Annotated in this window: 24 protein-coding genes; 10 read left to right on the top strand and 14 right to left on the bottom strand. The window is 70.7% G+C overall.

The window, feature by feature from the left end; genetic code table 11:
- The first annotated feature begins 34 nt into the window (after positions 1 to 34).
- Positions 35 to 784 carry a M90 family metallopeptidase gene (locus VMR06_RS07695; RefSeq protein ID WP_325374803.1) on the top strand — a complete coding sequence of 250 codons (750 nt, stop codon included), beginning with the start codon at positions 35 to 37 and terminating at the stop codon, positions 782 to 784.
- On the opposite strand, the gene VMR06_RS07690 is transcribed toward VMR06_RS07695, so the two are convergent.
- From VMR06_RS07690 to VMR06_RS07680, 3 genes are all read right to left on the bottom strand, one after another.
- Positions 775 to 1,416 carry a thymidine kinase gene (locus VMR06_RS07690; RefSeq protein WP_325374801.1) on the bottom strand — a complete coding sequence of 214 codons (642 nt, stop codon included), beginning with the start codon at positions 1,414 to 1,416 and terminating at the stop codon, positions 775 to 777. The genes VMR06_RS07695 and VMR06_RS07690 overlap by 10 nt on opposite strands.
- 113 nt (positions 1,417 to 1,529) lie before the next feature.
- Complete coding sequence (locus VMR06_RS07685; RefSeq protein WP_325374799.1) at positions 1,530 to 1,727, bottom strand: CsbD family protein; 198 nt, start codon at positions 1,725 to 1,727, stop codon at positions 1,530 to 1,532.
- 56 nt (positions 1,728 to 1,783) lie between these two features.
- Complete coding sequence (locus VMR06_RS07680) at positions 1,784 to 2,131, bottom strand: BON domain-containing protein (protein ID WP_325374797.1); 348 nt, start codon at positions 2,129 to 2,131, stop codon at positions 1,784 to 1,786.
- Between the two features lie 237 nt (positions 2,132 to 2,368).
- On the opposite strand from VMR06_RS07680, the gene VMR06_RS07675 reads away from it, so the two are divergent.
- The gene (locus VMR06_RS07675; RefSeq protein ID WP_325374796.1) at positions 2,369 to 4,348 is read left to right on the top strand and encodes a UvrD-helicase domain-containing protein; all 1,980 of its coding nucleotides are present in this window, start codon (positions 2,369 to 2,371) and stop codon (positions 4,346 to 4,348) included.
- 217 nt (positions 4,349 to 4,565) lie between these two features.
- Here VMR06_RS07675 and VMR06_RS07670 read toward each other — a convergent pair whose 3' ends face one another.
- From VMR06_RS07670 to VMR06_RS07655, 4 genes are read right to left on the bottom strand one after another with little or no spacing between them, the layout of a single operon-like run.
- A complete protein-coding gene (locus tag VMR06_RS07670; RefSeq protein WP_325374794.1) occupies positions 4,566 to 5,579 on the bottom strand; it encodes a YheT family hydrolase in 1,014 nt (337 codons plus the stop codon).
- A 4-nt stretch (positions 5,580 to 5,583) separates the two neighbouring features.
- Positions 5,584 to 6,384 (bottom strand): lysophospholipid acyltransferase family protein, encoded by an 801-nt coding sequence (locus VMR06_RS07665; protein WP_325374792.1) that lies wholly within the window; start codon positions 6,382 to 6,384, stop codon positions 5,584 to 5,586.
- Positions 6,385 to 6,433: 49 nt separating this feature from the next.
- Positions 6,434 to 7,396, bottom strand: a complete 963-nt coding sequence (locus tag VMR06_RS07660; RefSeq protein ID WP_325374790.1) for a serine/threonine protein kinase — start codon at positions 7,394 to 7,396, stop codon at positions 6,434 to 6,436.
- Entirely contained in the window at positions 7,393 to 7,824 is a 432-nt protein-coding gene (locus VMR06_RS07655) for a hotdog fold thioesterase (RefSeq protein ID WP_325374788.1), read from the bottom strand. The genes VMR06_RS07660 and VMR06_RS07655 overlap by 4 nt, the downstream gene beginning before the upstream one ends.
- A 92-nt stretch (positions 7,825 to 7,916) precedes the next feature.
- Here VMR06_RS07655 and VMR06_RS07650 point away from each other — a divergent pair, with 92 nt between their 5' ends.
- Positions 7,917 to 8,537, top strand: a complete 621-nt coding sequence (locus VMR06_RS07650; RefSeq protein ID WP_325374786.1) for a DUF2845 domain-containing protein — start codon at positions 7,917 to 7,919, stop codon at positions 8,535 to 8,537.
- Between the two features lie 24 nt (positions 8,538 to 8,561).
- Here the strand turns inward: VMR06_RS07650 and VMR06_RS07645 are convergent, their stop codons facing one another.
- From VMR06_RS07645 to VMR06_RS07635, 3 genes are all read right to left on the bottom strand, one after another.
- Complete coding sequence (locus VMR06_RS07645; RefSeq protein WP_325374784.1) at positions 8,562 to 9,827, bottom strand: heme biosynthesis HemY N-terminal domain-containing protein; 1,266 nt, start codon at positions 9,825 to 9,827, stop codon at positions 8,562 to 8,564.
- Complete coding sequence (locus tag VMR06_RS07640) at positions 9,824 to 10,936, bottom strand: uroporphyrinogen-III C-methyltransferase (RefSeq protein ID WP_325374782.1); 1,113 nt, start codon at positions 10,934 to 10,936, stop codon at positions 9,824 to 9,826. Before VMR06_RS07640 ends, VMR06_RS07645 begins: the two co-directional genes overlap by 4 nt.
- An 84-nt stretch (positions 10,937 to 11,020) precedes the next feature.
- The gene (locus tag VMR06_RS07635; RefSeq protein WP_325374780.1) at positions 11,021 to 11,788 is read right to left on the bottom strand and encodes a uroporphyrinogen-III synthase; all 768 of its coding nucleotides are present in this window, start codon (positions 11,786 to 11,788) and stop codon (positions 11,021 to 11,023) included.
- A gap of 155 nt (positions 11,789 to 11,943) precedes the next feature.
- Between VMR06_RS07635 and VMR06_RS07630 the strand changes: the two genes are divergently transcribed.
- On the top strand, positions 11,944 to 12,435 hold the full coding sequence (locus VMR06_RS07630; protein WP_325374778.1) for a YiiD C-terminal domain-containing protein: 492 nt from the start codon (positions 11,944 to 11,946) through the stop codon (positions 12,433 to 12,435).
- Positions 12,436 to 12,536: 101 nt separating this feature from the next.
- Positions 12,537 to 12,962, top strand: coding sequence for a hypothetical protein (locus VMR06_RS07625; RefSeq protein WP_325374775.1), 426 nt, complete (start codon positions 12,537 to 12,539; stop codon positions 12,960 to 12,962).
- Between the two features lie 51 nt (positions 12,963 to 13,013).
- On the opposite strand, the gene VMR06_RS07620 is transcribed toward VMR06_RS07625, so the two are convergent.
- Positions 13,014 to 13,205, bottom strand: a complete 192-nt coding sequence (locus VMR06_RS07620; protein ID WP_325374773.1) for a hypothetical protein — start codon at positions 13,203 to 13,205, stop codon at positions 13,014 to 13,016.
- A 541-nt stretch (positions 13,206 to 13,746) separates the two neighbouring features.
- Here VMR06_RS07620 and mnmG point away from each other — a divergent pair.
- The 3 genes from mnmG (at position 13,747) to VMR06_RS07605 (ending at position 18,775) form a co-directional block, all read left to right on the top strand.
- Positions 13,747 to 15,627 carry a tRNA uridine-5-carboxymethylaminomethyl(34) synthesis enzyme MnmG gene (gene mnmG / locus VMR06_RS07615; protein WP_325374771.1) on the top strand — a complete coding sequence of 627 codons (1,881 nt, stop codon included), beginning with the start codon at positions 13,747 to 13,749 and terminating at the stop codon, positions 15,625 to 15,627.
- Positions 15,628 to 15,829: 202 nt separating this feature from the next.
- Entirely contained in the window at positions 15,830 to 18,196 is a 2,367-nt protein-coding gene (locus VMR06_RS07610; protein WP_325374769.1) for a Tex family protein, read from the top strand.
- Between the two features lie 63 nt (positions 18,197 to 18,259).
- Positions 18,260 to 18,775 (top strand): GNAT family N-acetyltransferase, encoded by a 516-nt coding sequence (locus VMR06_RS07605; RefSeq protein WP_325374767.1) that lies wholly within the window; start codon positions 18,260 to 18,262, stop codon positions 18,773 to 18,775.
- A gap of 28 nt (positions 18,776 to 18,803) precedes the next feature.
- On the opposite strand, the gene VMR06_RS07600 is transcribed toward VMR06_RS07605, so the two are convergent.
- Positions 18,804 to 19,601, bottom strand: a complete 798-nt coding sequence (locus VMR06_RS07600; RefSeq protein ID WP_325374765.1) for a rhomboid family intramembrane serine protease — start codon at positions 19,599 to 19,601, stop codon at positions 18,804 to 18,806.
- 58 nt (positions 19,602 to 19,659) lie between these two features.
- A complete protein-coding gene (locus VMR06_RS07595) occupies positions 19,660 to 20,619 on the bottom strand; it encodes a TerC family protein (protein WP_325374763.1) in 960 nt (319 codons plus the stop codon).
- Positions 20,620 to 20,921: 302 nt separating this feature from the next.
- Between VMR06_RS07595 and VMR06_RS07590 the strand changes: the two genes are divergently transcribed.
- Together VMR06_RS07590 and VMR06_RS07585 are read left to right on the top strand one after the other, a co-directional pair.
- Entirely contained in the window at positions 20,922 to 22,106 is a 1,185-nt protein-coding gene (locus tag VMR06_RS07590) for a class I SAM-dependent rRNA methyltransferase (RefSeq protein WP_325374761.1), read from the top strand.
- Positions 22,096 to 23,094 carry a pteridine-dependent deoxygenase gene (locus tag VMR06_RS07585; protein WP_325374759.1) on the top strand — a complete coding sequence of 333 codons (999 nt, stop codon included), beginning with the start codon at positions 22,096 to 22,098 and terminating at the stop codon, positions 23,092 to 23,094. The genes VMR06_RS07590 and VMR06_RS07585 overlap by 11 nt, the downstream gene beginning before the upstream one ends.
- On the opposite strand, the gene VMR06_RS07580 is transcribed toward VMR06_RS07585, so the two are convergent.
- Positions 23,085 to 24,824, bottom strand: a complete 1,740-nt coding sequence (locus VMR06_RS07580; RefSeq protein ID WP_325374757.1) for an LTA synthase family protein — start codon at positions 24,822 to 24,824, stop codon at positions 23,085 to 23,087. The two genes, VMR06_RS07585 and VMR06_RS07580, sit on opposite strands and share 10 nt — an antisense overlap.
- Positions 24,825 to 25,015 lie beyond the last annotated feature (191 nt).

Genomic DNA, 25,015 nt, shown 5'->3' with positions numbered 1-25,015 from the left:
CCGCGCGCCGGCGCCGGGATCGATCCGGCCCCGCATGATCGGCTGGCTGTCGCGTCTGCGCGAAACGATACAACCGCCCGACCGCATCGGCGACGAGGACTGGCACCGCCTGCTGGCGAGCAGTGCGCTGTTCGGCACGCTCGAGTCCGGCCGCCTGCACGCGCTGCGCGCGCTGACCGAACGCTTCCTCGCGCACAAGCGCTTCAGCGCGGCCGCCGGTCACGTCCTGGACGACGCGCAGTGTCTGGCGATCGCCGCACTCGCGGCGCTGCCGGTGCTGAACCTCGGCTTCGACGCGTTGAGCGGCTGGCGCGAGGTCATCGTCTACCCCGGCGAGTTCCGGGTCAGGCGCGAGTATCACGACGAGGATTCCGGCGTCGTGACCGAGGGCGAGGAGACCCTGATCGGCGAGGCCTGGGAACGCGGGCCGCTGATCGTGTCGTGGGCCGACGTCGCGGCCGATCTGGAGCGTCCGTTCGACGGCTTCAACGTCGTCGTGCACGAGATCGCGCACAAGCTCGACCTGCTCGACGGCGCGATGAACGGCGTGCCGGCGCTGCCGGCGTCGCTGCCGCGCCGCGAGTGGATCGCGACGATGCAGGCCGCCTACGACGACCTCCTCTCGATGCTCGACGCCGGCGAAGAACCGGCGATCGATCCGTACGCCGGCGAGAGCGCCGAGGAGTTCTTCGCGGTGGTCAGCGAGCTGCACTTCTCGGACCCGGCGCTGCTCGGCGACGCGCTGCCGGCCGTCGCCGATCTGCTGCGCCGCTACTACGGCTGAGCGTCCGATCCGTCCAGCGGCAGCACCGGCTGCTGCAGCTCGATGCGATGCTGACCGGCGACGATCTTCTTGTACTCGGCCCGGCTGACCGACACGTAGCGCTCGTTGCCGCCGATTTCGACCTGCGGTCCATCGGTGATCGCGCGGCCGTGGTCGTCCACGCGCACCACCATCGTCGCCTTCCTGCCGCTGTGGCAGATCGTCTTGATCTCGACCAGCTCATCGGCCCAGGCCAGCAGATACTGGCTGCCCTCGAACAGCTCGCCGCGAAAATCGGTGCGCAGCCCATAGGCCAGCACCGGCACGCCGAGCCGGTCGACCACGTCGGTCAGCTGCCAGACTTGCGCCTTGCCGAGGAACTGCGCCTCGTCGACCAGCACGCAGCCGAGCAGGCCGTGCGCGGCGACATCGTCGCGCACGCGCGCATGCAGATCGTCCTCGGCATCGAATGCGAGCGCCTGTGCGCGCAGGCCGATCCGCGACGCCACCACGCCGGCACCGGCGCGACGGTCCAGCGCCGGCGTCAGGATCAGCGTGCGCATGCCGCGCTCCTGATAGTTGTAGGCGCTCTGCAGCAGCGTCGTGGTCTTGCCGGCGTTCATCGCCGAAAAATAGAAATGCAGCTTGGCCATCGCATCGACCGGAAGGACGAGCTGCGATCAAACCACGAAGCGGCCGGAGCCGCCAAACGAAAAGAGCCCGGCCAGATGGCCGGGCTCCGTTGGTAGGTCCACCGGGACGTCGATCAGAAGTCGCGGTTGAACTCGCGGACCTGCTTCTCGGCTTCGTCCTTGGCAATGCCGTAACGCTCCTGGACCTTGCCGGCGAGGTACTCGCTGTTGCCTTCGGCGACCGTCAGGTCATCGTCGGTCAGCTTGCCCCACTTGGCCTTGATCTTGCCGGCCAGCTGTTTCCACTGGCCCTTGATGCGATCTTCGTTCATGGATGTCTCCTGCTTGGATGAGAGGCCGAACCGGGCGGCGGTCCGGCGGGCGGGCGTTACATCGTCTTCAGGCCCGATGCGTCGACGTCCTTGACGCCCTTGATGCTGCGTGCCGCCGCGATGGCCTTGTCGACCGCGGTCTTGCTCTCCTGCACGCCGATCAGGGTGACCACGCCATTGGTGGTCTCGACCGAGATGTCGGTGCTCTTGACGCCGTCGGTGGCCGCCAGTTCCGCCTTCACCTTGGTGGTGATCCAGGTATCGGACACCGGCTGCTCGGACTTCTTGTCGGCCGCGTTGTCGGGCGTGGTCGCGGCGCTGTCCGCAAAGGCGATACTTCCACCGGCGGCGAGCGCCAGCGCCAGCGAATGCGTGAGTAGCGTCTTGGGCGAAAGCAGTTTCATCGTTGTCTCCTGGTTGGTATCCCGATCGATCGGGACTCGGTAGGGCTGCGACGTTCTGAGCGTCGCGCCGTGGGAACGCAAGCTGCACTGCCGAGCACCTACCGGCGATGAACAACGAGAATTTAATCAGGTCGCGATTCAGCTTCCCGACGCGCAAGGCCGGGTGTTGATCGTGCCCGTCCGCGCATCGATTCGCGCGGCGGCGATGCGCCTCTTGCAGGTAAACTCCGCGCGCCCATGAGCCTCAATCCCCAACAACGCGCCGCGATCGAACACGTGCAGGGTCCGCTGCTGGTCCTGGCCGGTGCCGGTTCCGGCAAGACGCGCGTGATCACCGAGAAGATCGCGCATCTGATCAAGCGCCATCAGCTGTCGGCGTCGAAGATCGCCGCGATCACGTTCACCAACAAGGCCTCGCGCGAGATGCGCGAGCGCGTCGGCAAGCTAGTGTCCGGCTCGCAGGCCGAGGGCCTGACGGTCTGCACGTTCCACGCGCTGGGTCTCAAGTTCCTGCAGATCGAGCATGCGCGCGCCGGCCTGCGCCGCGGCTTCTCGGTGTTCGATGCCGACGACGCGCAGAACCTGATCAAGGAGCTGGCCCCCAAGGGCATCAAGAACGACGCGCTGTTCGCGCTGCAGACGCTGGTGTCGCGCGCGAAGAACGACGGCCTCACGCCCGAGCAGGCGGCGATGCGCGCGAACGGCGCGCGCGAGCGCGAGGCGGCGATGATCTACGAGCTCTACCAGAAGCGCCTTGCCGCGTTCAACGCGGTCGACTTCGACGATCTGATCCGCCTGCCACTGACGATCCTCGAGAGCGACGATGAGGCGCGTACGATCTGGCAGGAGCGGATCCGCTATCTGCTGATCGACGAGTACCAGGACACCAATGCCGGCCAGTACCGGCTGATCAAGGCGCTGGCCGGCGCGCGCGGCGCGTTCACCGCGGTCGGCGACGACGACCAGAGCATCTACGCCTGGCGCGGCGCCAATCCGGAGAACCTCGGCGAGCTCGCGCGCGATTATCCGCAGCTCAGGGTCGTCAAGCTCGAACAGAACTACCGCTGCGCGCGCCGCATCCTGCGCGCCGCCAATGCGCTGATCGCCCACAACGCGCATCTGTTCGAGAAGCGCCTGTGGAGCGAGGCCGGCGAGGGCCCGCCGATCCGCGTCGTCGAATGCCGAGACGACGAGCACGAGGCCGAGCGCGTCGCCGGCGAGATCAGCTTCCTGGCCGAGAAGCACAAGGCGCGCTGGAGCGACTTCGCGGTGCTCTACCGCGGCAACTTCCAGTCGCGCGTGCTCGAGAAGGCGCTGCGCCTGGCACGCGTGACCTATCACCTGACCGGCGGCACGGCGTTCCTCGATCGCGCCGAGGTCAAGGACCTGCTGGCGTATCTGCGTCTGGCCAACAATCCCGACGACGACGCGGCATTCCTGCGCGTGGTCAACACGCCGCGCCGCGATATCGGCGCGACCACGCTCGAGAAGCTCGGCGAGCTGGCCGGCGCGCGCCACGTCTCATTGCTGCAGGCCGCACGCAGCGACGCGGTGCTCGCGCAGCTCGCCGCGCGGCCGGGCGCCGCGCTGGCCGGCTTCGTCGGCCTGATCGCCGAGCTCGCCGCGCTGGCCGAGCGGATGCCGGCGGCCGAACTGGTCGGCGAGCTGATTCGCCGCACGCGCTATGCCGAGCATCTGACCGTGCAGATCAAGGAGCCGTCGCTGCGCCAGCGCCGCCTGGAGAATCTCGAGGAACTCGCCGACTGGTTCCGCGCGATGCAGAAGGACGGCGCCAGCGGCGACCTCGCCGCGCAGCTCGCGCTGCTGACCAATGCCGACCGTGACGATCCCGGCAATGCCGTGCGCCTGATGACGCTGCACGGGGCCAAGGGGCTGGAGTTCCGCTTCGTGTTCATCGTCGGCGTCGAGGAAGGCGTGCTGCCGCACGAGGGCAGCCTCGAGGAGGGCCGCGTCGAGGAGGAACGGCGCCTGATGTACGTCGGCATCACGCGCGCCAAGGAACAGCTGACGCTGAGCTATGCCAAGCGCAAGCGCCGCTTCGGCGAGATCGTCGCCAACGACGTCAGCCGCTTCCTGCAGGAGCTGCCGCAGGACGATCTGGTCTGGTCCGGCCGCGACCAGCAGGCCGATGCCGAGCACCGCAAGGAGCTGGCGTCCTCGCATCTGGCGCGGATCGCCAGCCTGCTCGCCGACTGAGCTGCGGCGCGGACCGCGGCGCCGTTCGGCGCCGCGATGCTGCGGCCTCGGCCTCATGCTGCGGCTCGATGCGAGCTTGCGCACGAGCGACGAGCGCGTGCGTATCGGTCCGTGACGGTCGCCGCGCTCGCGCAGATGCCGGACGAGCGGATCGGCTCTCGAGCTCGCCCCCTTCAACCGCTGCCGAGGCGCCGGGGCGGTCGCGATCGAGAGGCGCTCAAGCGGCGCCGTCGAGCCGCCCGACGTGCCGGTCGAAACGCTCGGCGATGTAGTCCTCGGTCCAGCTGCGCAGCGAGAAGTCGCCGATGAACGCGCAATGTCCGCCGTAGCGCGCGATGTCCAGTTCGGCCTGCGGCGGCAGTTCGAGTGCGTGGAAGTCGGCGACCGGGATGACCGGATCGTCGGCCGCGGTCAGGATCGTCGCCGGCACAGTCAGGCCGGCCAGGGTCCGTCCAGCGATCGAATAGCCGTTCAAGTAGTGCTCGAGCGATCCGAACGCCGTGTGACGCAGCACCAGCAGCCGCGTCAGTTCGCGCAGGCCGCAGCGCAGGTCCGCCTCGTCGAACAGCGCCGCATCCGGAAATGCCGCCTGCTTGAGCCGCAGCGATTCGCGCCATTTGTGCATGAAATAGCGCTCGTACAGGCGCGGACCGGTTTCCAGGCCGAACAGGCCGGCCATCGGATCGACGACCGGACATACCGCCAGCACGTAGCGCAGCGCGATCTCCGCGGCAGGCGCGCGCAGCGCGATGCGCAGCGCGAAATTGCCGCCGAGCGAGAAGCCGACGATCGCCAGCGGCCGCTGCGGGTCGAGACGTCCGACCGCCGCCACCGCGCCGACCGCCTCGTCGATCAGGCAGGAATGGAAGATGCCGGGGTTGAGGTGATGGGTCCGGCCGTGGTCGCGGAAGTTCAGGCGGAACACGTCGTAGCCTTCGCGCAGCAGGCGCGCGGCGGTGGCGACGACGTAGGCCGATTCGGCACTGCCTTCCCAGCCATGCAGCACGACGACCAGGCCGCGCGCCTCTTCACGCGCGGCCTGCCGGTTGAAGAAGCCCTGCAGGCGCACGCCGTCGCCGCAGTCGAGGATGTGCTCGACCGCGCCGTGCAGAACGGGCGGTCGCGACGGACGCCGCAGCAGCCGGCGCACGCCGCTGGAGGCGAGGATCGACTGCAGGTGGCGGTTGCGCAGCAGCGGGTGCGGTCTGAAGTCGGCTGCGCTGACCGCCATGCCGTCAGTCTCCGTAGCCGAGTACGGCGACGATGCGCCGGCGCGATTCCTCGGCCATCAGCCGGCGCGCGTCGGGCGTCGGCGCGACCGGCTCGAGGAAGTGGATTTCCGCGTCCATCGGCGCATGGCCGAGGATGCGCAGGAAGTTCGCGAAGAAGCTCTCCTTGACGCCGAACGGCACATCCGGGTGCTGGCGTCCGCCGCGTCCGTAGCGCAGCGCGACCGGCTGCACCGGCACCCCCGCGTCGAGCGCGGTCTGGAAGATGCGCGCATGGAACGTGCCGACGCGATTGCCGTGGCCGCTGCCGCCTTCCGGAAACACGCCGACCGGTTCGCCGGCGCGCAGCTGGACCACGACCCGCGCCATCACGGCCGCCAGCGAATCGGTATTGCCGCGGCGATGGAAGATCGTGCCGCCGCGCGCGGCGAGCCAGCCGACTAGCGGCCAGCGCGCGATCTCGCTCTTGGCGACGAAATTGACTGCGCGCTGGCTATGCAGCAGGACGATGTCGAGCCAGGAGATGTGGTTGGCGACGAACAGGACCGCGCCGGGCAACGGCGTGCCGTAGGCACGGATGCGGAAGCCGCAGATGCGCAGCAGCGTCGCCGACCACCAGCGGATCAGGCGCTTGCCGAGGCGCCGGTCGTCGCGGCCGCCGATCCCGGACAGCGTCGTGCTGGCCAGCAGCAGCGCGATCAGGATCGCGAATACGACGTGGACGAGCAGCAGCGGAATCCGGATCAGGTAGCGCAGCGGCCGCCAGGGGTCGCGGACGGGGCGGGAGGATTCGGCCGGAATGCTCATCGGCCGATTATGACACCAAGCACCGCCGGCTGATGCGTCGCAGCATCGGTCAGTGCGCCGCCTCGGCCAGCCGGTCGGCAGCTTCGGCCAGATCGGCCAGATGCTGGTCCCACCAGCGCGCCTCGCCGACCTGCGCGAACGCGGCCGGGAACGCCGGGTCGTGCCAGCGCGCCGCGACCCAGCCGGCCCAATGGATCTGGCGCATCGTGCGCAGCGGTTCGATCAGGCGGCGTTCGTTCCAGTCGAAGTCGCGGAACTCGCCATAGCCTTCGAGCAGCGCGTCGAGCGCCTCGGCCGACGGCGCCAGCATCCACAGATCCTGGATCGCCGGGCCGGTCCGCGCGTCGTCGAGGTCGACGAAGTGCGGTCCGGCATCGGTCCACAGCACGTTGCCGGCATGACAGTCGCCGTGCAGGCGCAGCGTGCGCGGCGCGACCGCCGCGAACACCGCCTCGATGCGCTCGGCCAGCGCCGCCGTCAGCGCGAGATAGCGGCCATGGTGCAGGCCGGGCAGCAGACCGGAGGCGACGACCGTGCGCGCCGGGGCGCGCACGTAGGTCTCCGCATCGATGCGGCCGCGGTGCGCGAAGCTGCCGCGCGAGCCGACCGCGTGGATCCGCGCCAGCAGCCGTCCGATCCAGGCCAGGTGTTCGGCCGATTCGAGCTCCGGCGCACGGCCGCCGCGGCGCGGAAACAGCGCGTAGCGAAAGCCGGCGTGGCGCAGCAGATACCGGCCGCCGACCGCGATCGGCGCAACGACCGGCAGCTCGGCCTCGGCCAGCTCGCAGGCGAACGCCTGTTCCTCGGCGATGGCCGCGTCGCTCCAGCGCTGCGGCCGGTAGAACTTGACGACCAGGCCGGGCCCGTCCTCGATGCCGACCTGGTAGACGCGGTTCTCGTAGCTCGGCAGCGCGAGCAGGCGGCCGTCCGGCTCGAAGCCGGCCGCCGCCACCGCGTCGAGCACCTGGTCGGGCCCGAGCCCCGCGTACGGCGCGGCCGAGGGCCCGGTCACGACGCCGCGGGCCGCGGCACCACCGCCAGCGTGATCCGCGAGATGCAGACCAGGCGCTCGCGCTCGTCCTCGATGCGGATCTCCCAGACCTGGGTGCTGCGGCCGACGTGCAGCGGCCGCGCGGTGCCGGTCACGACGCCGTCGGTCTTGGCGCGCAGGTGATTGGCGTTGATCTCGACGCCGACGACCATGTAGCCGTCGCCGACGCAGTGATTGCCGGCCACGCTGCCGAGCGTCTCGGCCAACGCCACGGAGGCGCCGCCGTGCAGCAGGCCGAACGGCTGGCGGGTACGCGCGTCGACCGGCATCGTGCCGCGCAGGAAGTCCTCGCCAGCCTCGGTCAGCTCGATCCCGAGCGTACCGACCAGGCTCTGGCGGCTCCAGGCGTTGAGTGTGTCCAGATCGACGGCTTGCTTCCAGATCGACATGCGGCGCTCCTCGGAGAGGGGCGGACTATAGCAAGCGCGGTTCGGTGCCCCGATCTGCGACGCTGCGCGGCGTGATCGCGTCTGATCAGCCGATGACCGTCCCGTCCGTCCGCGCGTTGTCCCCCGCCGCCTCGCGCCGCACCCGCCGACCGCGGCGCTGGCCGCTGCTCGCGGTCGCCCTGCTCGCCAGCACGTCCGCCGCGGCGATGCGCTGCGGCAGCCGTCTGGTCGGTGAAGGCGATCGCGACTTCCAGGTGCGCGAACGCTGCGGTGCGCCGTTCTGGATCGACGCCTACGCCGGCGTCGACGTACTCGGCGCGCGCACACCGCTCGAGCGGCAGGTCGAGGTGCATTACGAGGCCTGGTATTTCAATTTCGGTCCGCGCGACCTGATGCGGCGGCTGATCTTCCGCGACGGCGTGCTGCAGCGCGAGGAGACGCTCGGCTACGGCGTGCGCGATCTCGGCGCGGGCTGTCCGATGCCGGCCGCCTGGCAGGGCCTGAGCAGCGGCGAGCTGGTCGCGCGCTGCGGCGAACCGGCCTCGCGCCGCAGCCGGCCGGTCACGATCGTGCGCCGGCCCGGACCGCGCCAGGAGCAATGGCGCGAGCAGCGCGACGAAACCTGGCTCTACGACGGCGCCGATGCGCGGGTCGTCTACGAAGCGCGCCTGATCGACGGACGCGTCGTCGGCATCGATCGTCTGCTGCGCTGAGCGCCGGGTCCCGCGGACCGGCTTTCAGCGGATCAATGGCAGTTGCGGCACGCCGTGCGCGTTGCGTTCCTCGACCATCAGCGCATGCGTATCGATGCCGCTCGCGGTCCCGGTGTCGGCATCGAGCGGACGGCTCGGCTCGCCGCGCGCCAGGGCCAGCGCATTGCGATAGCAGCGCGCGGCGTCGGCCGCGGCGCCGCGCGCCAGCCGGCAGTCGCCGAGCGCTTCCCAGACGGCCGGCGTCTCGGAGGCCGCGCGCGCGCGTTCGAGGTAATGCTCGGCCTTGGTCCAGGCGCCGAGCTCGCCATGCAGCCGGCCGAGCGTCGTCAGCAGCGCCGGGCTGTTCGGCGCGATCGCCAGCCACGACTCGGCCGTGCGGCTGCGGCTCGGCAGCTCCAGCGCGCCGAGCTCGCCATAGGCGGCCGCCAGCCGTTCGCTCCATTGCCGCTTCTGCGCCGACTGGATCTCGTCCATCGCGGCCAGGATCTGGCCCAGTGCCGCCGCACGCCGCGCGAATGCCTCGATGAGTTCGGGACGCCGCCGCATCGCGCGGCTCAGTCCGCTCCAGAGCGCATTGAGCCGTGCGGCATCGGGCGCGTGCCGCAGGCTGGCCTCTCGCACGCGCACGTCGAGCGCCTCGAGCAGGGCCGGCGCGACGGTCTGCGCGCGCGCGAGCGCCTCGAGTGCGGCGACCGCCGTGTCCGGGTCGTCGACCGTCAGCGCGGTCTCGACCAGCAGTTGCTGGCCGACCGGCGGCAGGCGTCCGTCGGCCAGGGCCGATCTGAGCAAGGTCAGCGCGGCCTCGGTCTGGCCGGCGTCGAGCAGCTGGCGTGCGCGCAGCACCAGAGCGGCCGACGCGCAGGCGTCGGGTACCTGATCGAGCGCACGGTTGGCGCGGTCGTCGTCGCCGCGCGCATGCGCGGCCTGGGCGACGCCGAGCAGCGCCGGGCCGCGCAGCGCGGGCTGTCCGGCGAGCTTGCCGAGATCGCGCTCGGCCTGCGCATAGCGTCCCTCGGCGAGCGCGGTCAGGCCGCCGGAGAGTCGCGCCTGGCCGCGCCGCACGCGCGTCCGGCCGAGCGCGCGCAACGGCCAGCGCACGAGGCGCCAGAGCAGATACAGGACGATCCAGGCGGCGACGAGCGCGACCAGCGCGAACATGACCGTGGTCTCGATCGACCAGCCGCGCAGACGCAGCAGCAGATAGCCCGGATCGGCCGCCATCCAGTGCCAGCCGAATGCCGCCGCGGCGGCGATCGCCAGCAGCACGGCGACGCCGAGCCACAGCCTCACGCGCCGGCTCCGTCGGAGCCCGGTTCGCCGGTCGGGGGCGCTGCGGGATCGCCCGCCGGGCCGGCGGCCGGCGTTGCCGGCTGCGACAGCGCACGCGTCGCGCGCAGATTGCGCAGCTCGCGCAGCGCGGTGCCGAGTTCGGGCAGCGCCGGCGCGAGCGGCGTGGCGGCCAGCTGGTCGAGCTGCTCCAGACCGCGGCCGACCGCGCCATCGTGGGTGTTGAATGCCGACCGGATGCCGGCCTGTACGCTGCTCAGCGCCTGCCGGTAGGCCGCCTCGTCGCGCGCCAGTACGGCCGCTTCGGCACGGCGCAGGTCGATCGCGATCAGCGAGCGCTGCAGCGCCGGGTCGCGGCCGTCCGACGCCTGGGTGCCGTCGCGCGAGACGCGCACGAACGCGCCGAACATCCGCGCGAAGCGCGAATCGGCGGCCGGCGCGTCGCGGACCTCGACCGGCTTGAGCGGCCAGCCGGCGGCGGCGGTGCGGACCTGCTCGAGCGTGCCGAGCGCGGTCTGCGTATCGGCCGGCCGGGCCGCGGCCAATGCCTCGATCTCGGCGGCGATGGTCTGCCGGGTCGAGGCGTACAGCGGGTTCTCGGCCGCGGCCAGCGCGCCGTCGGCGAGCCGGTAGGCCGCCAGCGCACCCTGCGCGTCCTGGAACAGCTCCAGGCGCTGGCGCGCGATCAGCAGCAGGTATTCGGCCTCGTTGAGCGCGATCGCATCGCGGCTGCTGAGGCGCTGATCGGCCAGATTGGCGACGGCGTCCTCGAGGTTGCGCGAGCGTTCGCCGAGACCGAGCACTTCCTCGCGCAGGCTGCGGTTGACGCCGTCGCCGTCGGCGACGCGCGCGCGCACCGCCTCGACGTCGCGGCGCAGCTGGTCGACGCTCTGCGCCAGCGGCTGCAGACGCGCCTCGATGCGATCGAGGCCGGCGGCGCGCGAGTCGGACAGCGCATGCTCGAGCCGGCCGACCTGCCAGACCGCGTAGGCGGCGCCGCCGAGTGCCAGCACGCCGAGCAGCCAGCCCAAACCGCCGCGCTGCGCGCGCCGTGCCGGCTTGGCCGGCGGCGTGACGGGCTCCGGCGGCTTCGATTCGATCGCTTCGTCCATGCGCGGCATCGTAGTGCAGGCGCGCCAACAATTCATTAACGAATCGGTTAACGTTGGTGGCGATCGCGCGCGCCGCCGCGGCGCTCAGCCCCTGAGCAGCCGTCCCAATGCGGCCGCCACGAGGGCGCCCGGTGCCGGCGAGGCGGCGACCTGCACGTCGGCGAATCCGGCGCCGCGCGCCGCCGCCGCCAGCCGCTCGCTGCTGACGATCAGCGGGAGGGCCTGCAGCCGGCGCCGGACTTCGGCCGGCAATCGCGCGGCCAGGTGGCCGAGCGCCTCCGCGCTCGACAGCAAGGTGGCGGCCGGCGCCCGCGTCGCCAGCACCGCCTCGAGCTGCGCGCGCCGCCAGTGCGGCGGCAGGCGCCGATAGACGTGTACGGGCAGCATTTGGGCACCGCGTCCGGCCAGCGTCGGCGCCAGCAGGCCGCGGCCGCCCGGCGCGCCGATCAGCGCGATGCGCAGACCGGCCGGATCGCATAGCTGCGGCAGCGCCAGCAAGCCCTCGCTGTCTTCCCGGCGGTCGGGCGCGACGGCCGCGATGCCGATCCGGCCGAGCGCTCGCGCGGTGCCGCGTCCGACCGCGAGCACGCACGTATGCGCCGGCGGCGCGATGCCCGGTGCGAGGCGCCGCATGAAATGGACCGCGGCCGGGCTCGTGACGATCCAGATCGAGGCCTGGCGCGCCGCATCGAGCGCCGACCGCGCCGCGTCCGGATCCGGTGCCGCCGCCAGCGCGAGCCCGGGCAGCGACAATGGCTGCGCGCCGCCGCGCCGTACCGCGCGCCGCATCGCCTCGGCGGTCAGCGCAGGCCGCGTGACGATCAGATGCGGTGTGAGTTCGCGGGACGGCATCGCTCTATCGGTTCTCGGCAGCTGCGCCCGGTCGTGCGGTGCGCGACGCCGCCCGATCATACGCGTGCGGTGCCGCGGCTCGGCTTGTGTGGCTGCGCAGCATTGCGCACACTCGCGCGCTCCCGACTGGACCGCCCGCCTGCATGCTCGGACCGATGCCCGCTTCCGCTGCGCCGTTGCACGATCTCGAACGCAAGCTGCGAGACGAGATTCCCCTCGCACGCGCGATGGATCTGCGCGTCGCCGGCTACGACGGACGGGCGTTGACGCTGGCCGCGCCGCTGCCGCCGAACATCAACGACAAGGGCTGCGCGTTCGGCGGCAGCCTGGCGAGCCTGATGACGCTGGCCGGCTGGGGACTGGCGCGGCTGCAGCTCGAGGCGCGCGGAGCGGACGCCGAGGTCTACATCGCCGACAGTGTGATCCGCTATCTGGCGCCGGTCTGGGGCGACTTCAGCGCGATCGCGCGGCCGGCCGAGGGCGAGTCGTTCGACGCGTTCTTCGACATCCTGCTCGCGCGCGGCCGGGCGCGGATCGGCATCGTCTGCGAGGTTCCGCTGCAGGACGGCACGGCCGCGGCATCGCTGAGCGCGCGCTTCGTCGCGATCGATCCGGCGCGCATGCGCGGAGCGGCTGCTCGGGCGTAAGCCGGACGTGGCGGTTCGGTGCGACAATCGCCGCGCATCGGCCGCGTCGCGATGCGGCGCCGGGCGGCGCGTGTGCGGGGCCTGACCGACGGAGGTGAGCGATGAAGAGGCGTTGGATGCTGGCGGCCGTCCTGGCGCCGGTGCTGCTGCTGGCTGGCTGCGCGAACGATCCGACCCGCGGCAAGGAGCGCGCGCTGCGCGACACGCTGCGTTCGTACGCGAGCACGCTGCGCTGGGGCGACATCGCGCAGGCGCAGATCTTTCTCGATCCGGCCTATCTCGAACAGCATCCGATCTCGGAGACCGATCTGGCGCGCTACCGGCAGGTCCAGGTCAGTCAATACAGCGAGCATCCGGCCGTGCCGGTCGGCGACGCCGAGGTGCATCAGGTGGTCGAGATCGGTCTGATCAACGTGCACACGCAGGCCATGCGCACGATCGTCGATCGTCAGGTCTGGCGTTACGATGCCAGGCAGAAGCGCTGGTGGCTGACGTCGGGGCTGCCGGACATCACGCGGCGGGACTGAACGGCGCGCCGGCGAATGCGCCGGCGGTACGGCGGGCTTTGCGAATCCGGATCAGGCCGGCAGACGGCTCAGCGCTTCGTTGATGCGCGCGCGCCGCGTCTCGAGCTGGACGACCAGTTCGTTCTGCGGATTCTGCTGGCGGGTGCGCGCATCCTCGATCACCATGTCCAGCCGACCCAGCTCGATCATGAGGTCGTGACGGAGGAAGAGCGGATTGATGTTGAGGGCGGCGGCGGTGCTCATGGCGAGATTTTCCTGCTGAGGTATCTGCGATTGAGCAAGGAGCGTGCCATTGCCGTTTCCGATCCTGCGCGATGCGTCGTATTGCGAAACATCTGACGCTCTTCGTCGCAATCGGACCGTGACCGACACGTCGCTACCTGAACGGCGGGGTGGCGACGATTGTCACAGACTGTGAATGAACTTGCGGCTAGGCTGGCGCTCGTCACAGAATGACAAAAGCCGCAGGCTGTTCACCTGCGGCTTCGTCTTGAACGTCAGCGTTTTTTTCAGTCACTGACGCCCGGCAATGGTCCTCTGGATTCCCCCTGTTCCTAAGACCGCCGGGCGTCAGCCTTTCTGCTGATCGCGCCTGATCGGCGCGCCGATCCGAGAGCGTCCTCCCGCCGACGCGTGGCCGGCCCCTGAATTCCGGCCCGACGAGCTCGCATTCGCCGTGCGTCGGCGGGAGTGCGCTCATGACCAGCAGTTTTCGTGCCAGCCGCATGCGCCGGCTCGGATACAATGACGCGCTTCTCGTTCTGACCTCCGATCGGACCGTTCCATGCGTTACCCCACTCGTTTCGACGTGATCGTGGTCGGCGGCGGCCATGCCGGCACCGAGGCCGCGCTCGCCTCGGCGCGCGTCGGTGCGCGCACGCTGCTGCTCAGCCACAACATCGAGACGATCGGCCAGATGAGCTGCAATCCGGCGATCGGCGGCATCGGCAAGGGTCATCTGGTCCGCGAGATCGACGCGCTCGGCGGCGCGATGGCCTGGGCGGCCGATCGCGCCGGCATCCAGTGGCGCACCTTGAATGCGTCCAAGGGGCCGGCCGTGCGCGCGACGCGCTGTCAGGCCGATCGGGTTTTGTACAAAGCTGCCATCCGCCGTCTCGTCGAGTCGCAGGCCGGGCTGGCCGTGTTCCAGCAGGCCGTCGACGACCTCGTGCTGGCCGGCGATCGCATCGAAGGCGTCGTCACGCAAGCCGGTCTGGTGTTCGAAGCGCCCTGCGTGGTGCTGACGGCCGGTACGTTCCTGGCCGGCAAGATCCATATCGGGCAGGCACAGTACGCCGGCGGCCGTGCCGGCGATGCGCCGGCCCAGCGGCTCGCCGACCGCCTGCGCGAACTGCCGCTCGGCAGCGACCGCCTCAAGACCGGCACGCCGCCGCGCATCGACGGCCGCAGCATCGACTTTTCCGGCCTCGAGGAGCAGCCCGGCGACGATCCGGCGCCGGTGTTCTCGTTTCTCGGCTCGCGCGCGGACCATCCGCGCCAGGTCAGCTGCTGGATCACGCACACTTCGCCGGACACGCACCGGATCATCCGCGAGGGCCTGGATCGCTCGCCGCTCTATACCGGCGCGATCGAAGGCGTCGGCCCGCGCTACTGCCCGTCGATCGAGGACAAGGTCGTGCGCTTCGCCGACAAGACCTCGCACCAGATCTTCATCGAGCCCGAGGGCCTGGACACCCACGAGATCTATCCCAACGGCATCTCGACTTCGCTGCCGTTCGACGTGCAGCTGGCGCTGGTACGCTCGATCCGCGGTTTCGAGCGCGCGCACATCACGCGGCCCGGCTACGCGATCGAATACGACTACTTCGATCCGCGCGGCCTGCGTCCGTCGCTGGAGACACGCGCGATCGCCGGGCTCTACTTCGCCGGCCAGATCAACGGCACGACCGGCTACGAGGAAGCCGCCGCGCAGGGTCTGGTGGCCGGCCTCAACGCAGCGCGTGCGGCGCGCGGCGAACCGGCCTGGACGCCGCGTCGCGACGAGGCCTACATCGGCGTGCTGATCGACGATCTGACCACCAACGGCACGCTCGAGCCGTATCGCATGTTCACCTCGCGCGCCGAGTACCGGCTGCAGCTGCGCGAGGACAATGCCGACCTGCGCCTGACCGCGACCGGCCATGCGCTCGGCTGCGTACCCGAGGCGCGCTACGCGGCGGTCTGCCGCAAGAGCGAGGCGATCGAACGCGAGCGCGCGCGGCTGGCCGCGCTGCGTGTCGCGCCGGCCGGCGCGCTCGCGGCGGCGGCCGAGGCTTCGCTCGGCATCGCCGTGTCGAAGGAGGGCGCTGCGCTGGACCTGCTGCGCCGGCCCGAGGTCGGCTACCTCGCGCTGGCCGCGGTACCGGGATTCGGCCCCGCAGTGGAGGACGAGGCGATCGCCGAGCAGGTCGAGGTCAGCGTCAAGTACGCCGGTTATCTGGAGCGCCAGCGCGAGGAAATCGAACGCAATCGCCGCCACGAGGCGACGCCGATTCCCGAGGGCTTCGACTACGACGCCGTGCGCGGCCTCTCGGCCGAGGTGCAGGTCAAGCTCAAACGCAGCCGGCCGGCGACGATCGGCCAGGCCCAGCGCATCAGCGGCGTGACGCCGGCGGCGATCTCGCTGCTGCTGGTCCACCTCAAGCGCCAGCGCCGCGTCGCCTGAGCACCGCGGCGCGGTCCGGCGCCATGTCGGATTCCACGGCCGGCGCCCGCCGCCGGCACCGCGCGTGTCGCGCCGCCGCCGTCGCGTGCGCGCCGATGCGGCCGCTTCGACACCGATGCCGCAACGGCCAATTGCTAGAATGCCGCCGCGGGCCGCTACGGCGGCCCGCTGCATTTTTCAGCCAATCGGAACCATCGGACGCATGCTCAGTATCGAACACCGCATCGCGGCGGAAATCGCCGCCAAGCCGCAACAGGTCCAGGCCGCCGTCGCCCTGCTCGACGAGGGCGCGACCGTCCCGTTCATCGCGCGCTATCGCAAGGAAGTCACCGGCGGTCTCGACGACACGCAGCTGCGTACGCTCGAGGAGCGGCTGGGCTATCTGCGCGAGCTCGAGGACCGGCGCGCGGCGGTGATCGCGAGCATCGAGGAGCAGGGCAAGATGACCGATGCGCTCAGGGCCGATCTGCTCGGCGCCGACTCCAAGGCGCGACTGGAGGATCTGTACCTGCCGTACAAGCCCAAGCGCCGCACCAAGGCGCAGATCGCGCGCGAGGCCGGGCTGGAGCCGCTGGCGCTGGGCCTGCGCGAGAATCCGGATCAGGATCCGGAGACCGCCGCGGCGGCATTCGTCGACGCCGAGCGCGGCGTGGCCGACGTCAAGGCCGCGCTCGACGGCGCCCGCGCGATCCTGCTCGAGAGCTTCTCCGAGGATCCGGCGCTGATCGGCGCCTTGCGCGAGTGGCTGAGCGCCAAGGCGCAGATCCGCGCGCGCGTCGTCGCCGGCAAGGAGAGCGAGGGCGCCAAGTTCCGCGACTACTTCGCGCACGCCGAGGCGATCGGCACGATCCCGTCGCACCGCCTGCTCGCGCTGTTCCGCGCGCGCAACGAAGGCATCCTCGACCTCGACCTGGCGCCGATGCCGACCAGCGCGCCGCGCATCGGAGCCTCGGACGATCCAGCCGCCGCGCTCGAGGAGGCGATCGCGGCCGGCAACGCCGAGGCCGAGGGCCGCATCGCGGTGCACTTCGCGATCGCCGACCGCGGGCGCGCGGCCGACCGCTGGCTGCTCGAGACCGTGCGCCAGACCTGGCGCATCAAGCTGCATCTGCATCTGACGCTCGACCTGTTCGGCCGCGCGCGCGAAGCGGCCGAAGCCGAGGCGATCCGCGTGTTCGGCGACAACCTCAAGGACCTGCTGATGGCCGCGCCGGCGGGTCCGAAGGTCGTGATGGGCCTGGATCCCGGCCTGCGCACCGGCGTCAAGGTCGCCGTCGTCGACGGCACCGGCAAGCTGCTGGCGACCGCGACGATCTACCCGCACGAGCCGAAGAAGCAGTGGGACGCGTCGATCGCGCAGCTGGCCGCGCTGTCGCGCCAGCACGGCGTGGGCCTGATCGCGATCGGCAACGGCACCGCCTCGCGCGAGACCGACCGTCTGGCCGGCGAGCTGATCCGCAACCATCCCGAACTCAAGCTCGGCAAGATCGTCGTCAGCGAGGCCGGCGCTTCGGTCTATTCGGCGTCCGAGCTGGCCGCGCGCGAGTTTCCGGACCTGGACGTGTCGCTGCGCGGCGCGGTGTCGATCGCGCGGCGTCTGCAGGATCCGCTCGCCGAGCTGGTCAAGATCGACCCGAAGTCGATCGGCGTCGGCCAGTACCAGCACGATGTCAACCAGATCAAGCTGGCGCACGCGCTCGATGCGCGCGTCGAGGATTGCGTCAACGCGGTCGGCGTCGACGTCAACACCGCCTCGGCACCGCTGCTGGCGCGCGTGGCCGGCCTGTCGAGCGCGGTCGCCGAGAACATCGTCAAGCATCGCGACGCGCAAGGTCCGTTCCGGACGCGCAAGGCACTGCTGAAGGTGCCGCGGCTCGGCGACAAGGCGTTCGAGCAGTGCGCCGGCTTCCTGCGGATTCCCGACGGCGACGACCCGCTGGACGCCTCGGCCGTGCATCCGGAGGCCTACCCGGTCGTGCAGCGGATCATCGAGCGCTGCGGCCGTGAGGTCAAAGCGCTGATCGGCGACGGCAGCTTCCTGCGTTCGCTCAAGCCCGAGTCGTTCACCGACGAGACCTTCGGCGTGCCGACCGTGCGCGACATCATCAAGGAGCTCGAGAAGCCGGGGCGCGACCCGCGTCCGGAGTTCAAGACCGCCACGTTCGCCGAGGGTGTGGAGGACATCCGCGATCTGAAGCCCGGCATGGTGCTCGAGGGCGTCGTCAGCAACGTCGCCGCGTTCGGCGCGTTCGTCGACCTCGGCGTCCATCAGGATGGCCTGGTCCACGTCTCGGCGCTGTCGAACAAGTTCGTCAAGGATCCGCGCGAGGTCGTCAAGGCCGGCGACATCGTCAAGGTCAAGGTGCTCGAGGTCGATCTGGCCCGCAAGCGGATCGGCCTGACGATGCGGCTGGACGATCCGATCGGCCAGGCCGCGCCGGCGCCGCGCGGCGGCGATCAGCGCCGTGCCGAGCGACCGGCACGCAACGGCGGCGCGGCCGCACGGCCGGCACCGGCACCGGTCAACAGCGCGCTCGCCGATGCGTTCGCCAAGGCGCGCCAGCGCTGAGCGTCGCATCGCCACAGCCGGGCGGCGCCGCGCGCCGTCCGGTCCTGTCGGCGTGAGCCGGTCATGACCGTGCTCGCGACGGCGCGCCTGCGTCTGCGCCGGCTCGTGCTCGACGACGCGCCGTTCGTCCACGAGCTGGTCAATCAGCCCTCGTGGCTCGCCCACATCGGCGACAAGCAGGTGCATTCGCTCGACGATGCGCGCGGCTATCTCGCAGCCGGACCGCTGGCCTCGTACGCGCAGCACGGGTTCGGTCTGTATGCGGTGGAGCGCTCGCACGACGACGCCCCGATCGGCCTGTGCGGCCTGCTGCGGCGCGAGCACCTCGACGACGTCGACATCGGCTTCGCGCTGCTCGACCGCTACGGAGGGCACGGCTATGCGCTCGAGGCGGCCGCCGCCGTGGTCGAGCATGCGCGCCACGCGATCGGACTCGACCGGCTGGTCGCGATCGTCGCGCCCGGCAATGCGCGCTCGATCCGGCTGCTCGAGAAGCTGGGGCTCGCCTACGAGCGGACGATCACGCTGCCGGACCGGACCGCGCCGCTGCGGCTGCATGCGCGCAACTGGGTCGATTGATCGCCCGCGCGGTCCGCCAGTCCGGGCGTTAGCGGGGGCCGTCTTCGTCGCCGGCCGCGACACGCGAGCGGCCGGCCGGAAACGCGATCACGCGGGCGCCGCCGACCGGCGGCGGCGCGCGCTTCCACAGCACCGGCACCTGGTCCGGGCGCGGCAGTTCGAGTTCGTCGTCGCCGGGATCTTCGACGGATTCCTCTTCCCAGCTGTAGCGCTTGCGCGGCGGCTCCGGATCGCGGCGGCGCAGGACGATCGCGGCCAGCACGCCCATCGCCGCGCCGGCCATGTGCGACTCGAACGAGATGTGCGCCTCGCGCGGCAGGATCGTCAGCAGCATGCCGCCGTAGAACAGGAAGACCGTCATCGCGATCACGATCGCCAGACGGTCGCGGCGCAGCAGGCCGATCGTGAACAGGAAGAACATCAGGCCGTGCGTGAGACCGCTGGCGCCGATATGGCTCGAGTCGCGCGCGAACAGCCAGACGCCGAGTCCCGAGCCGAGCCAGATCGCCGGCAGCGCCCAGCGCGTCGCGAGCGGGTACGCATACAGCGCCAGGCAGCTCAACAGGCCGAGCGGCAGCGTATTGGACATCAGGTGTTCGAACGAGCCGTGCGCCAACGGCGCCAGCGCGATGCCGATCAGGCCTTCGACGCGGCGCGGCAGCACGCCGAAATCGCCCGGCGGCCAGCCGAGCAGCCAGCCGGCCAGCCAGACGATCCAGATGCCGGCGACCAGGATCAGGCTGCCGGCGACCGCATGGCGCAGACGGATGCGGTCGTTGGCGGCCGCGGCGCGGGTCGGTTCCGGAACGGCGGGCGCGATGTCCATCGCGCTGACGTGGGGATGGACCGCCTCGCCGCAAGGGGCGAGGCGGTCGCGGTTCCGATCAGGCGCCGTGCCGCTCGCGGCGGCGCACCAGATGGCTCGCCACCATCGAGGTGCCGATGCACAACGCGACGACGGCCAGCGACAGGCCGACCGGTACCTTCCACACGTCGACGATCATCATCTTGATGCCGATGAAGACCAGCGTGGCCGCCAGTCCGTAGTTGAGCAGGTGGAAGCGGTCGGCCATGCCGGCCAGCAGGAAGAACAGCGCACGCAGGCCAAGCACCGCGAACACGTTGGAGGTCAGCACGATGAACGGGTCTTCGGTGATCGCGAAGATCGCCGGAATCGAGTCGACCGCGAAGATCACGTCGGTGACCGCAATCAGCGCCATCACGACGAACATCGGCGTGAAGTAGCGCACGCCGTTGTCGACGACGCTGAGCGCGGTGCCGTGGTAGCGGTCGGTCAGGCGCAGGTGGCGGCGCATCCAGCGCATCAGCGGATTGCCCTCGAAGTCGGCCTCCTCGTTCGGCGCGCGCGCCATCTTGATGCCGGTGTAGATCAGGAACACGCCGAACACATAGAGGATCCAGTGGAAGCGCGCGATCAGCGCGGCACCGACCAGGATCAGGATCGCGCGCAGGACGATCGCGCCGAGGATGCCGACCATCAGCGCGCGCTGCTGCAGCTCGGCGCTGACGCGGAAGCGCGTGAAGATCAGCAGGAAGACGAAGATGTTGTCGATCGCCAGCGCTTTCTCGACGACGTAGCCGGTCAGGAACTCCAGCGCGATCTCGTCGGCGACGGCGCGCCCGGACTGCTGGCCCAGCCACCACCACAGTCCGAGGTTGAACAGCAGCGCCAGGCCGATCCAGGCCATGCTCCACAGCGCCGCCTCGCGGAACGAGACCTTGTGCGATCCGCTGACCTTGAGGACCAGGAAATCGATGACGAGGGCGATCAGGACGATCGCGCCGAATACCGCCCAGAGTTCGACCGTACCGATCGTGTGCATTGCGATTGCGCTCCGAAGTGCGTACCGAGAAAAGACAAAGGCCCCGTCGCCGGCAGCGCACGGGGCCTCGTTTTCTCGGGGCACACCTTCGCCGTCGTCACGGCGAAGGTCTCGCTCGCAGGTCGCTGGACGACCTGCCCACCGGGCCGGGATCGGAACCGATCCGTGATGACGACCGTGGTGGCGGGAGCTACTCCCCTTCGTTGCGGCCGCGACTCTACACGATTCCCGGGCGGCCGTCTCAAGCCCCCGCGATCCGTGCCGGGGACGACGCCATGCGGGGCAGCGCTTATCATTCGCCGATGAACGTTCCTCAGACCGGGCCGCTGCCCGTCATTCAGCTCAAGACCGAACGCCGTTCCAACCATCCCTGGATCTTCCAGAAGATGGTCGAGAAGCCCGTCGAGCGGCCCCGGCCGGGCTCGATCGTCGACATCGTCGACCGCGACGGGACCTTCGCCGGCCGCGGCTTCTACAACGGCCATTCGCGGATCGCCCTGCGCGTGCTGACCGCCGACCCGGACGAGCCGGTCGACGAGGCCTTCTTCGCACGCAAGATCGCCCAGGCGGTCGCGCTGCGCCGCGAGGTGCTCAAGCTCGACACCGTGACCGACGCCTATCGGCTGATCCACTCGGAAGGCGACGGTCTGTCCGGCCTGGTCGTCGACCGTTTCGCCGATACCCTGGTCGTGGAGTATTTCTCGGCCGGCATGTTCAAGCAGCGCGACCTGCTCAAGCGCTGCCTGCTCGAGCATTTCCCCGGCGCGAACCTGTATGCGTTCGCCGAGGAACACGTGCAGAAGCAGGAGAGCTTCGACTGCGCGACGCCGAGCACGCCCGAGCCGACCGTCATCCACGAATACGGCGTCAAGTTCCACGCCGCGCCCGGTTCCAAGCACAAGACCGGCTTCTTCGCCGACCAGCGCGACAACCGCCGCCAGCTGGCCGACCTGTGCGCCGGCAAGCGCGTGCTGGATCTGTGCTGCAACTCCGGCGGCTTTGCGATCTACGCCAAGACGATCGGCCAGGCCGCCGAGGTGGTCGGCGTCGACCTCGACGAGGACATCCTCGAGATCGCCGAGCGCAATGCGCGCCTCAACAGGGCCAAGGTCCGTTTCGTGCAGGCCGACATCTTTCCGTGGCTGCGCGAGCTGGCGGTCGGCGGCCGCGAGCGCTTCGACGTCGTCGTGCTCGATCCGGCCAAGATGACGCGCGACCGCGACCAGGTAATCCCGGCGCTCAAGAAGTATCTGGACATGAACAAGCTCGCGCTCGGTGCGGTCAAGCCCGGCGGCCTGTTCGTGACCTGCTCGTGCACCGGCCTGGTCAGCGAGGAGCAGTTCCTGGACATGCTGCGGCGCGCGGCGTTCTACGCCAACCGCACGGTCCAGGTGCTGCGCGTCAGCGGTGCCGGTGCCGATCATCCGTTCCTGGCGCACGTCCCCGAGAGCCGCTACCTCAAGGCGGTGTTCTGCCGTGTCGAGTGAGCCGCTGCTCGATCGGCCCGGCGACCGGGACGATCCGAACGCGCCGACCCTGACACCGCTGCGGATCGCGTTCGAACCGGCCGATCCGGCGGCCGTCGCGGTGCAGGCCGACGTGCTCGCGGTGATCGGCTTCGGCGCGGCGGCGCTGCCGGACGATCCGCGCTGCCTGCGCGTCGGCCTCGAACCGGTCGGCGCGGCGCTGCTCGAGGTCTGGCGCAGCCGCGGCCCGGTGCGGACCGGACGCGACGGCGAGATCCGCTGGAGCAGCGACGGCGATTACACGTTTTTCTCGATCGAGGTGCCCGAGGACGCAGTCGATGCGATCGGCGCGGCCGCCGAGCATCTCTACCGCCGGCTCGGTGAATGGCTCGGGCAGCGGCCGCTGCACGTGCTGCGCCTGTGGAACTACTTCGACGCGATCAACGAAGGCGACGGCGACGCGGAGCGCTACCGGCGCTTCTGCACCGGCCGCGTCGCCGGCATGCAGGGCCTGTTCGGCGGCGACTACCCGGCCGCCACCGTGATCGGCCGGAAGGACGGCGTGCGCAGTCTGCAGGTCTATGGCCTGGCCGCGCGACGAGCCGGACGGCCGGTCGAGAATCCGCGCCAGCTCAGCGCCTGGCGCTATCCGCGCGACTACGGTCCGACCGCGCCGCGCTTCGCGCGCGCGATGCGTGCGCCGTCCGGCCAGATCCTGATCTCCGGCACGGCCGCGATCGTCGGCCACGCCTCGCGTCACCGCGACGACGTGGCCGCGCAGCTCGGCGAGACGCTGGCCAATCTCGACAGCGTCTGCGCGGCCGCCGGCGCGGCCACGCCGCTCGGCGAGGGCAGCGTGCTCAAGGTCTATGTGCGCCGGGAGGCCGACGCCGAGCAGGTCACGCGCGGCGTGCGCGATCATCTTGCCGGTGGCGGCGAGGCGATGCTGTTGATCGGTGAGGTCTGCCGGCGCGAGCTGCTCGTCGAGATCGACGGCAGTCACGGCTGAGCGTCGGCGCTGCGCGGCAAAGGTTCGCCGCGCTGCCGCAGCTGGGTCAGCGCACCCAGGCCGGCATCGCCGGCCGGCACGAAGCCCGGCCCCACCCGGGTCTCGCGGCGCAGGCGTTCGGACAGCGCGAACCAGTCGTCGTGGAGGCCGATCCGCGCCAGCAGCCGGCCCGGCAGCAGGAACGCGGCGCTGTCCTCGCGCGTGGCCTCGGCGGCGGCGGGATCGAACAGCAGCCACGGCACCGGCTGCTGCTCGGCCGGCAGGCCGTCGGCGAAGCCGAGCGTGCGGAACGTGATCGGCAGGCCCGGCAGATGGTCGCCGTAGAACAGCAGCAGCGTCCTGCGTTTGCGCACGCGCAGCGCCTCGGCGAGCCGGCCGAGTGCGCGGTCGGCGTTGTCCAGGTGATAGAGGAACGTGCGCAGGCGTCCGGCGCTGTCGGCCGGCAGCCGGTCCGGCACGGCGATCGCATCGCGGCGCGCGTGGTCGCCGAGCGGCTTGCGCGCATCGTAGGGTCCGTGCAGCTCCATGCTGATCGCGAGCACGAGCTGCGGCGGCCCGCTGTCGGGCAGGCGCTCGACGATGCGATCGACCAGGGCCTGATCGCTGACGAAGTAGCCCTCGCGCGGTGCGTCGGGGAAGTCCGCCTCGCTCTCGAACGCGTCGAAGCCGAGCTGCCGGAGCGCGGCGGCGCGGTTCCAGAACGCCGGATCGTTCGGATGCAGCGCCAGACTGCGGTAGCCGTACTCGGACAGCACCGAGACCAGACCCGGCAGCGCATGGTCGACGAGCTGGAAGTACGGATATTCGTTGCGCGGGAAATAGCGCATCGCCAGACCGGTCAGCACCTCGAACTCGGTGCGGATCGTGCCGCCGCCGAACGCCGGCACCCACAGGTCGCCGTGCACCGACTCGGCTGCGAGCGCGCGGTAGTTCGGCAGGACATCGCGATCATCCAGTCCGTTCAGGCGTGACGCGTCGAAGAACGACTCGCTCTGCAGGATGACGATGTCGGGCAGGGCCGCCGGCGTGACGCGCGGCGTGGGCGCGCCCCAGTCCATCCGGGCGAGCAGGTCCGATGCCGCGGCGTGGTCCGGCATCGGTACCGGCTCGGCATAGCGCCAGCGATACTGCAGCAGGCCGGAGATCAGGCCGGTTTTCGAGACCGTCTCGCGCGGCGACCACGGCACGAAACGCGCGTCCTCGCGTGCGTACAGGCTGCGCCACGGCGCGACACCGGCGAACAGCGTGATCGCGAGCAGCAGCGTGAGCAGCAGATGCAGCACGCGCATGCGCCGGCCCGAGCGCAGCTGCGCAGGCTCCCACAGCGCCAGTCCGAGCGTGACGATGCCCAGGCCCGCCAGGCGCAGCCAGTCGTCATGCGAATCGGGCAGGTAATGCAGCAGCAGGCCCGCGCTGGCCTGCGGCGTGCCGAGCATGACGAAATCGGCCGGCAGCAGCGGCGTCTCCAGATGCTCGATCTTCAGCGCATTGACGCCGTAGAGCGCCGCTAGCAGCAGCAGGGCGATCCAGAACGACAGCAGCGGGCGCCGCGTCAGCGACCACGCCACCAGGCCGAGCAGCGCGGCCGGCAGGGCGTTCAGCAGCGGCAGCGGCCATGGCGGCTCGACCGCCCGGAACGCCGGATCGAGCGTGGCGACCGCGATCGACAGCAGGCCGACCACCAGCAGCAGGTAGGCGATGTCGCCGGACCAGGCAGGCGCGTATCGCACACGCGAACGATCCTCTCCGCCTCGTCGCATCGCGGCGCTGCGCCTCCTCGCTTGCGAGCACCGGTACGCTGCCGGCACTTCGTATCGACGGCCGGTACGCCCCCCGAGCTGCGGCGTCCGGATGATGAACGCCGGAGTATGTTGCGACGCGACGTGGCAAATGTTGGCAAATCGTTAGAATCGACCGCGCT

It is taken from the genome of Dokdonella sp. (genome assembly GCF_035511235.1).
Taxonomy (GTDB): domain Bacteria; phylum Pseudomonadota; class Gammaproteobacteria; order Xanthomonadales; family Rhodanobacteraceae; genus Dokdonella.
The sequence above is the reverse complement of the archived record's forward strand: the minus strand, read 5'-3'. Positions and strand labels throughout refer to the sequence as shown.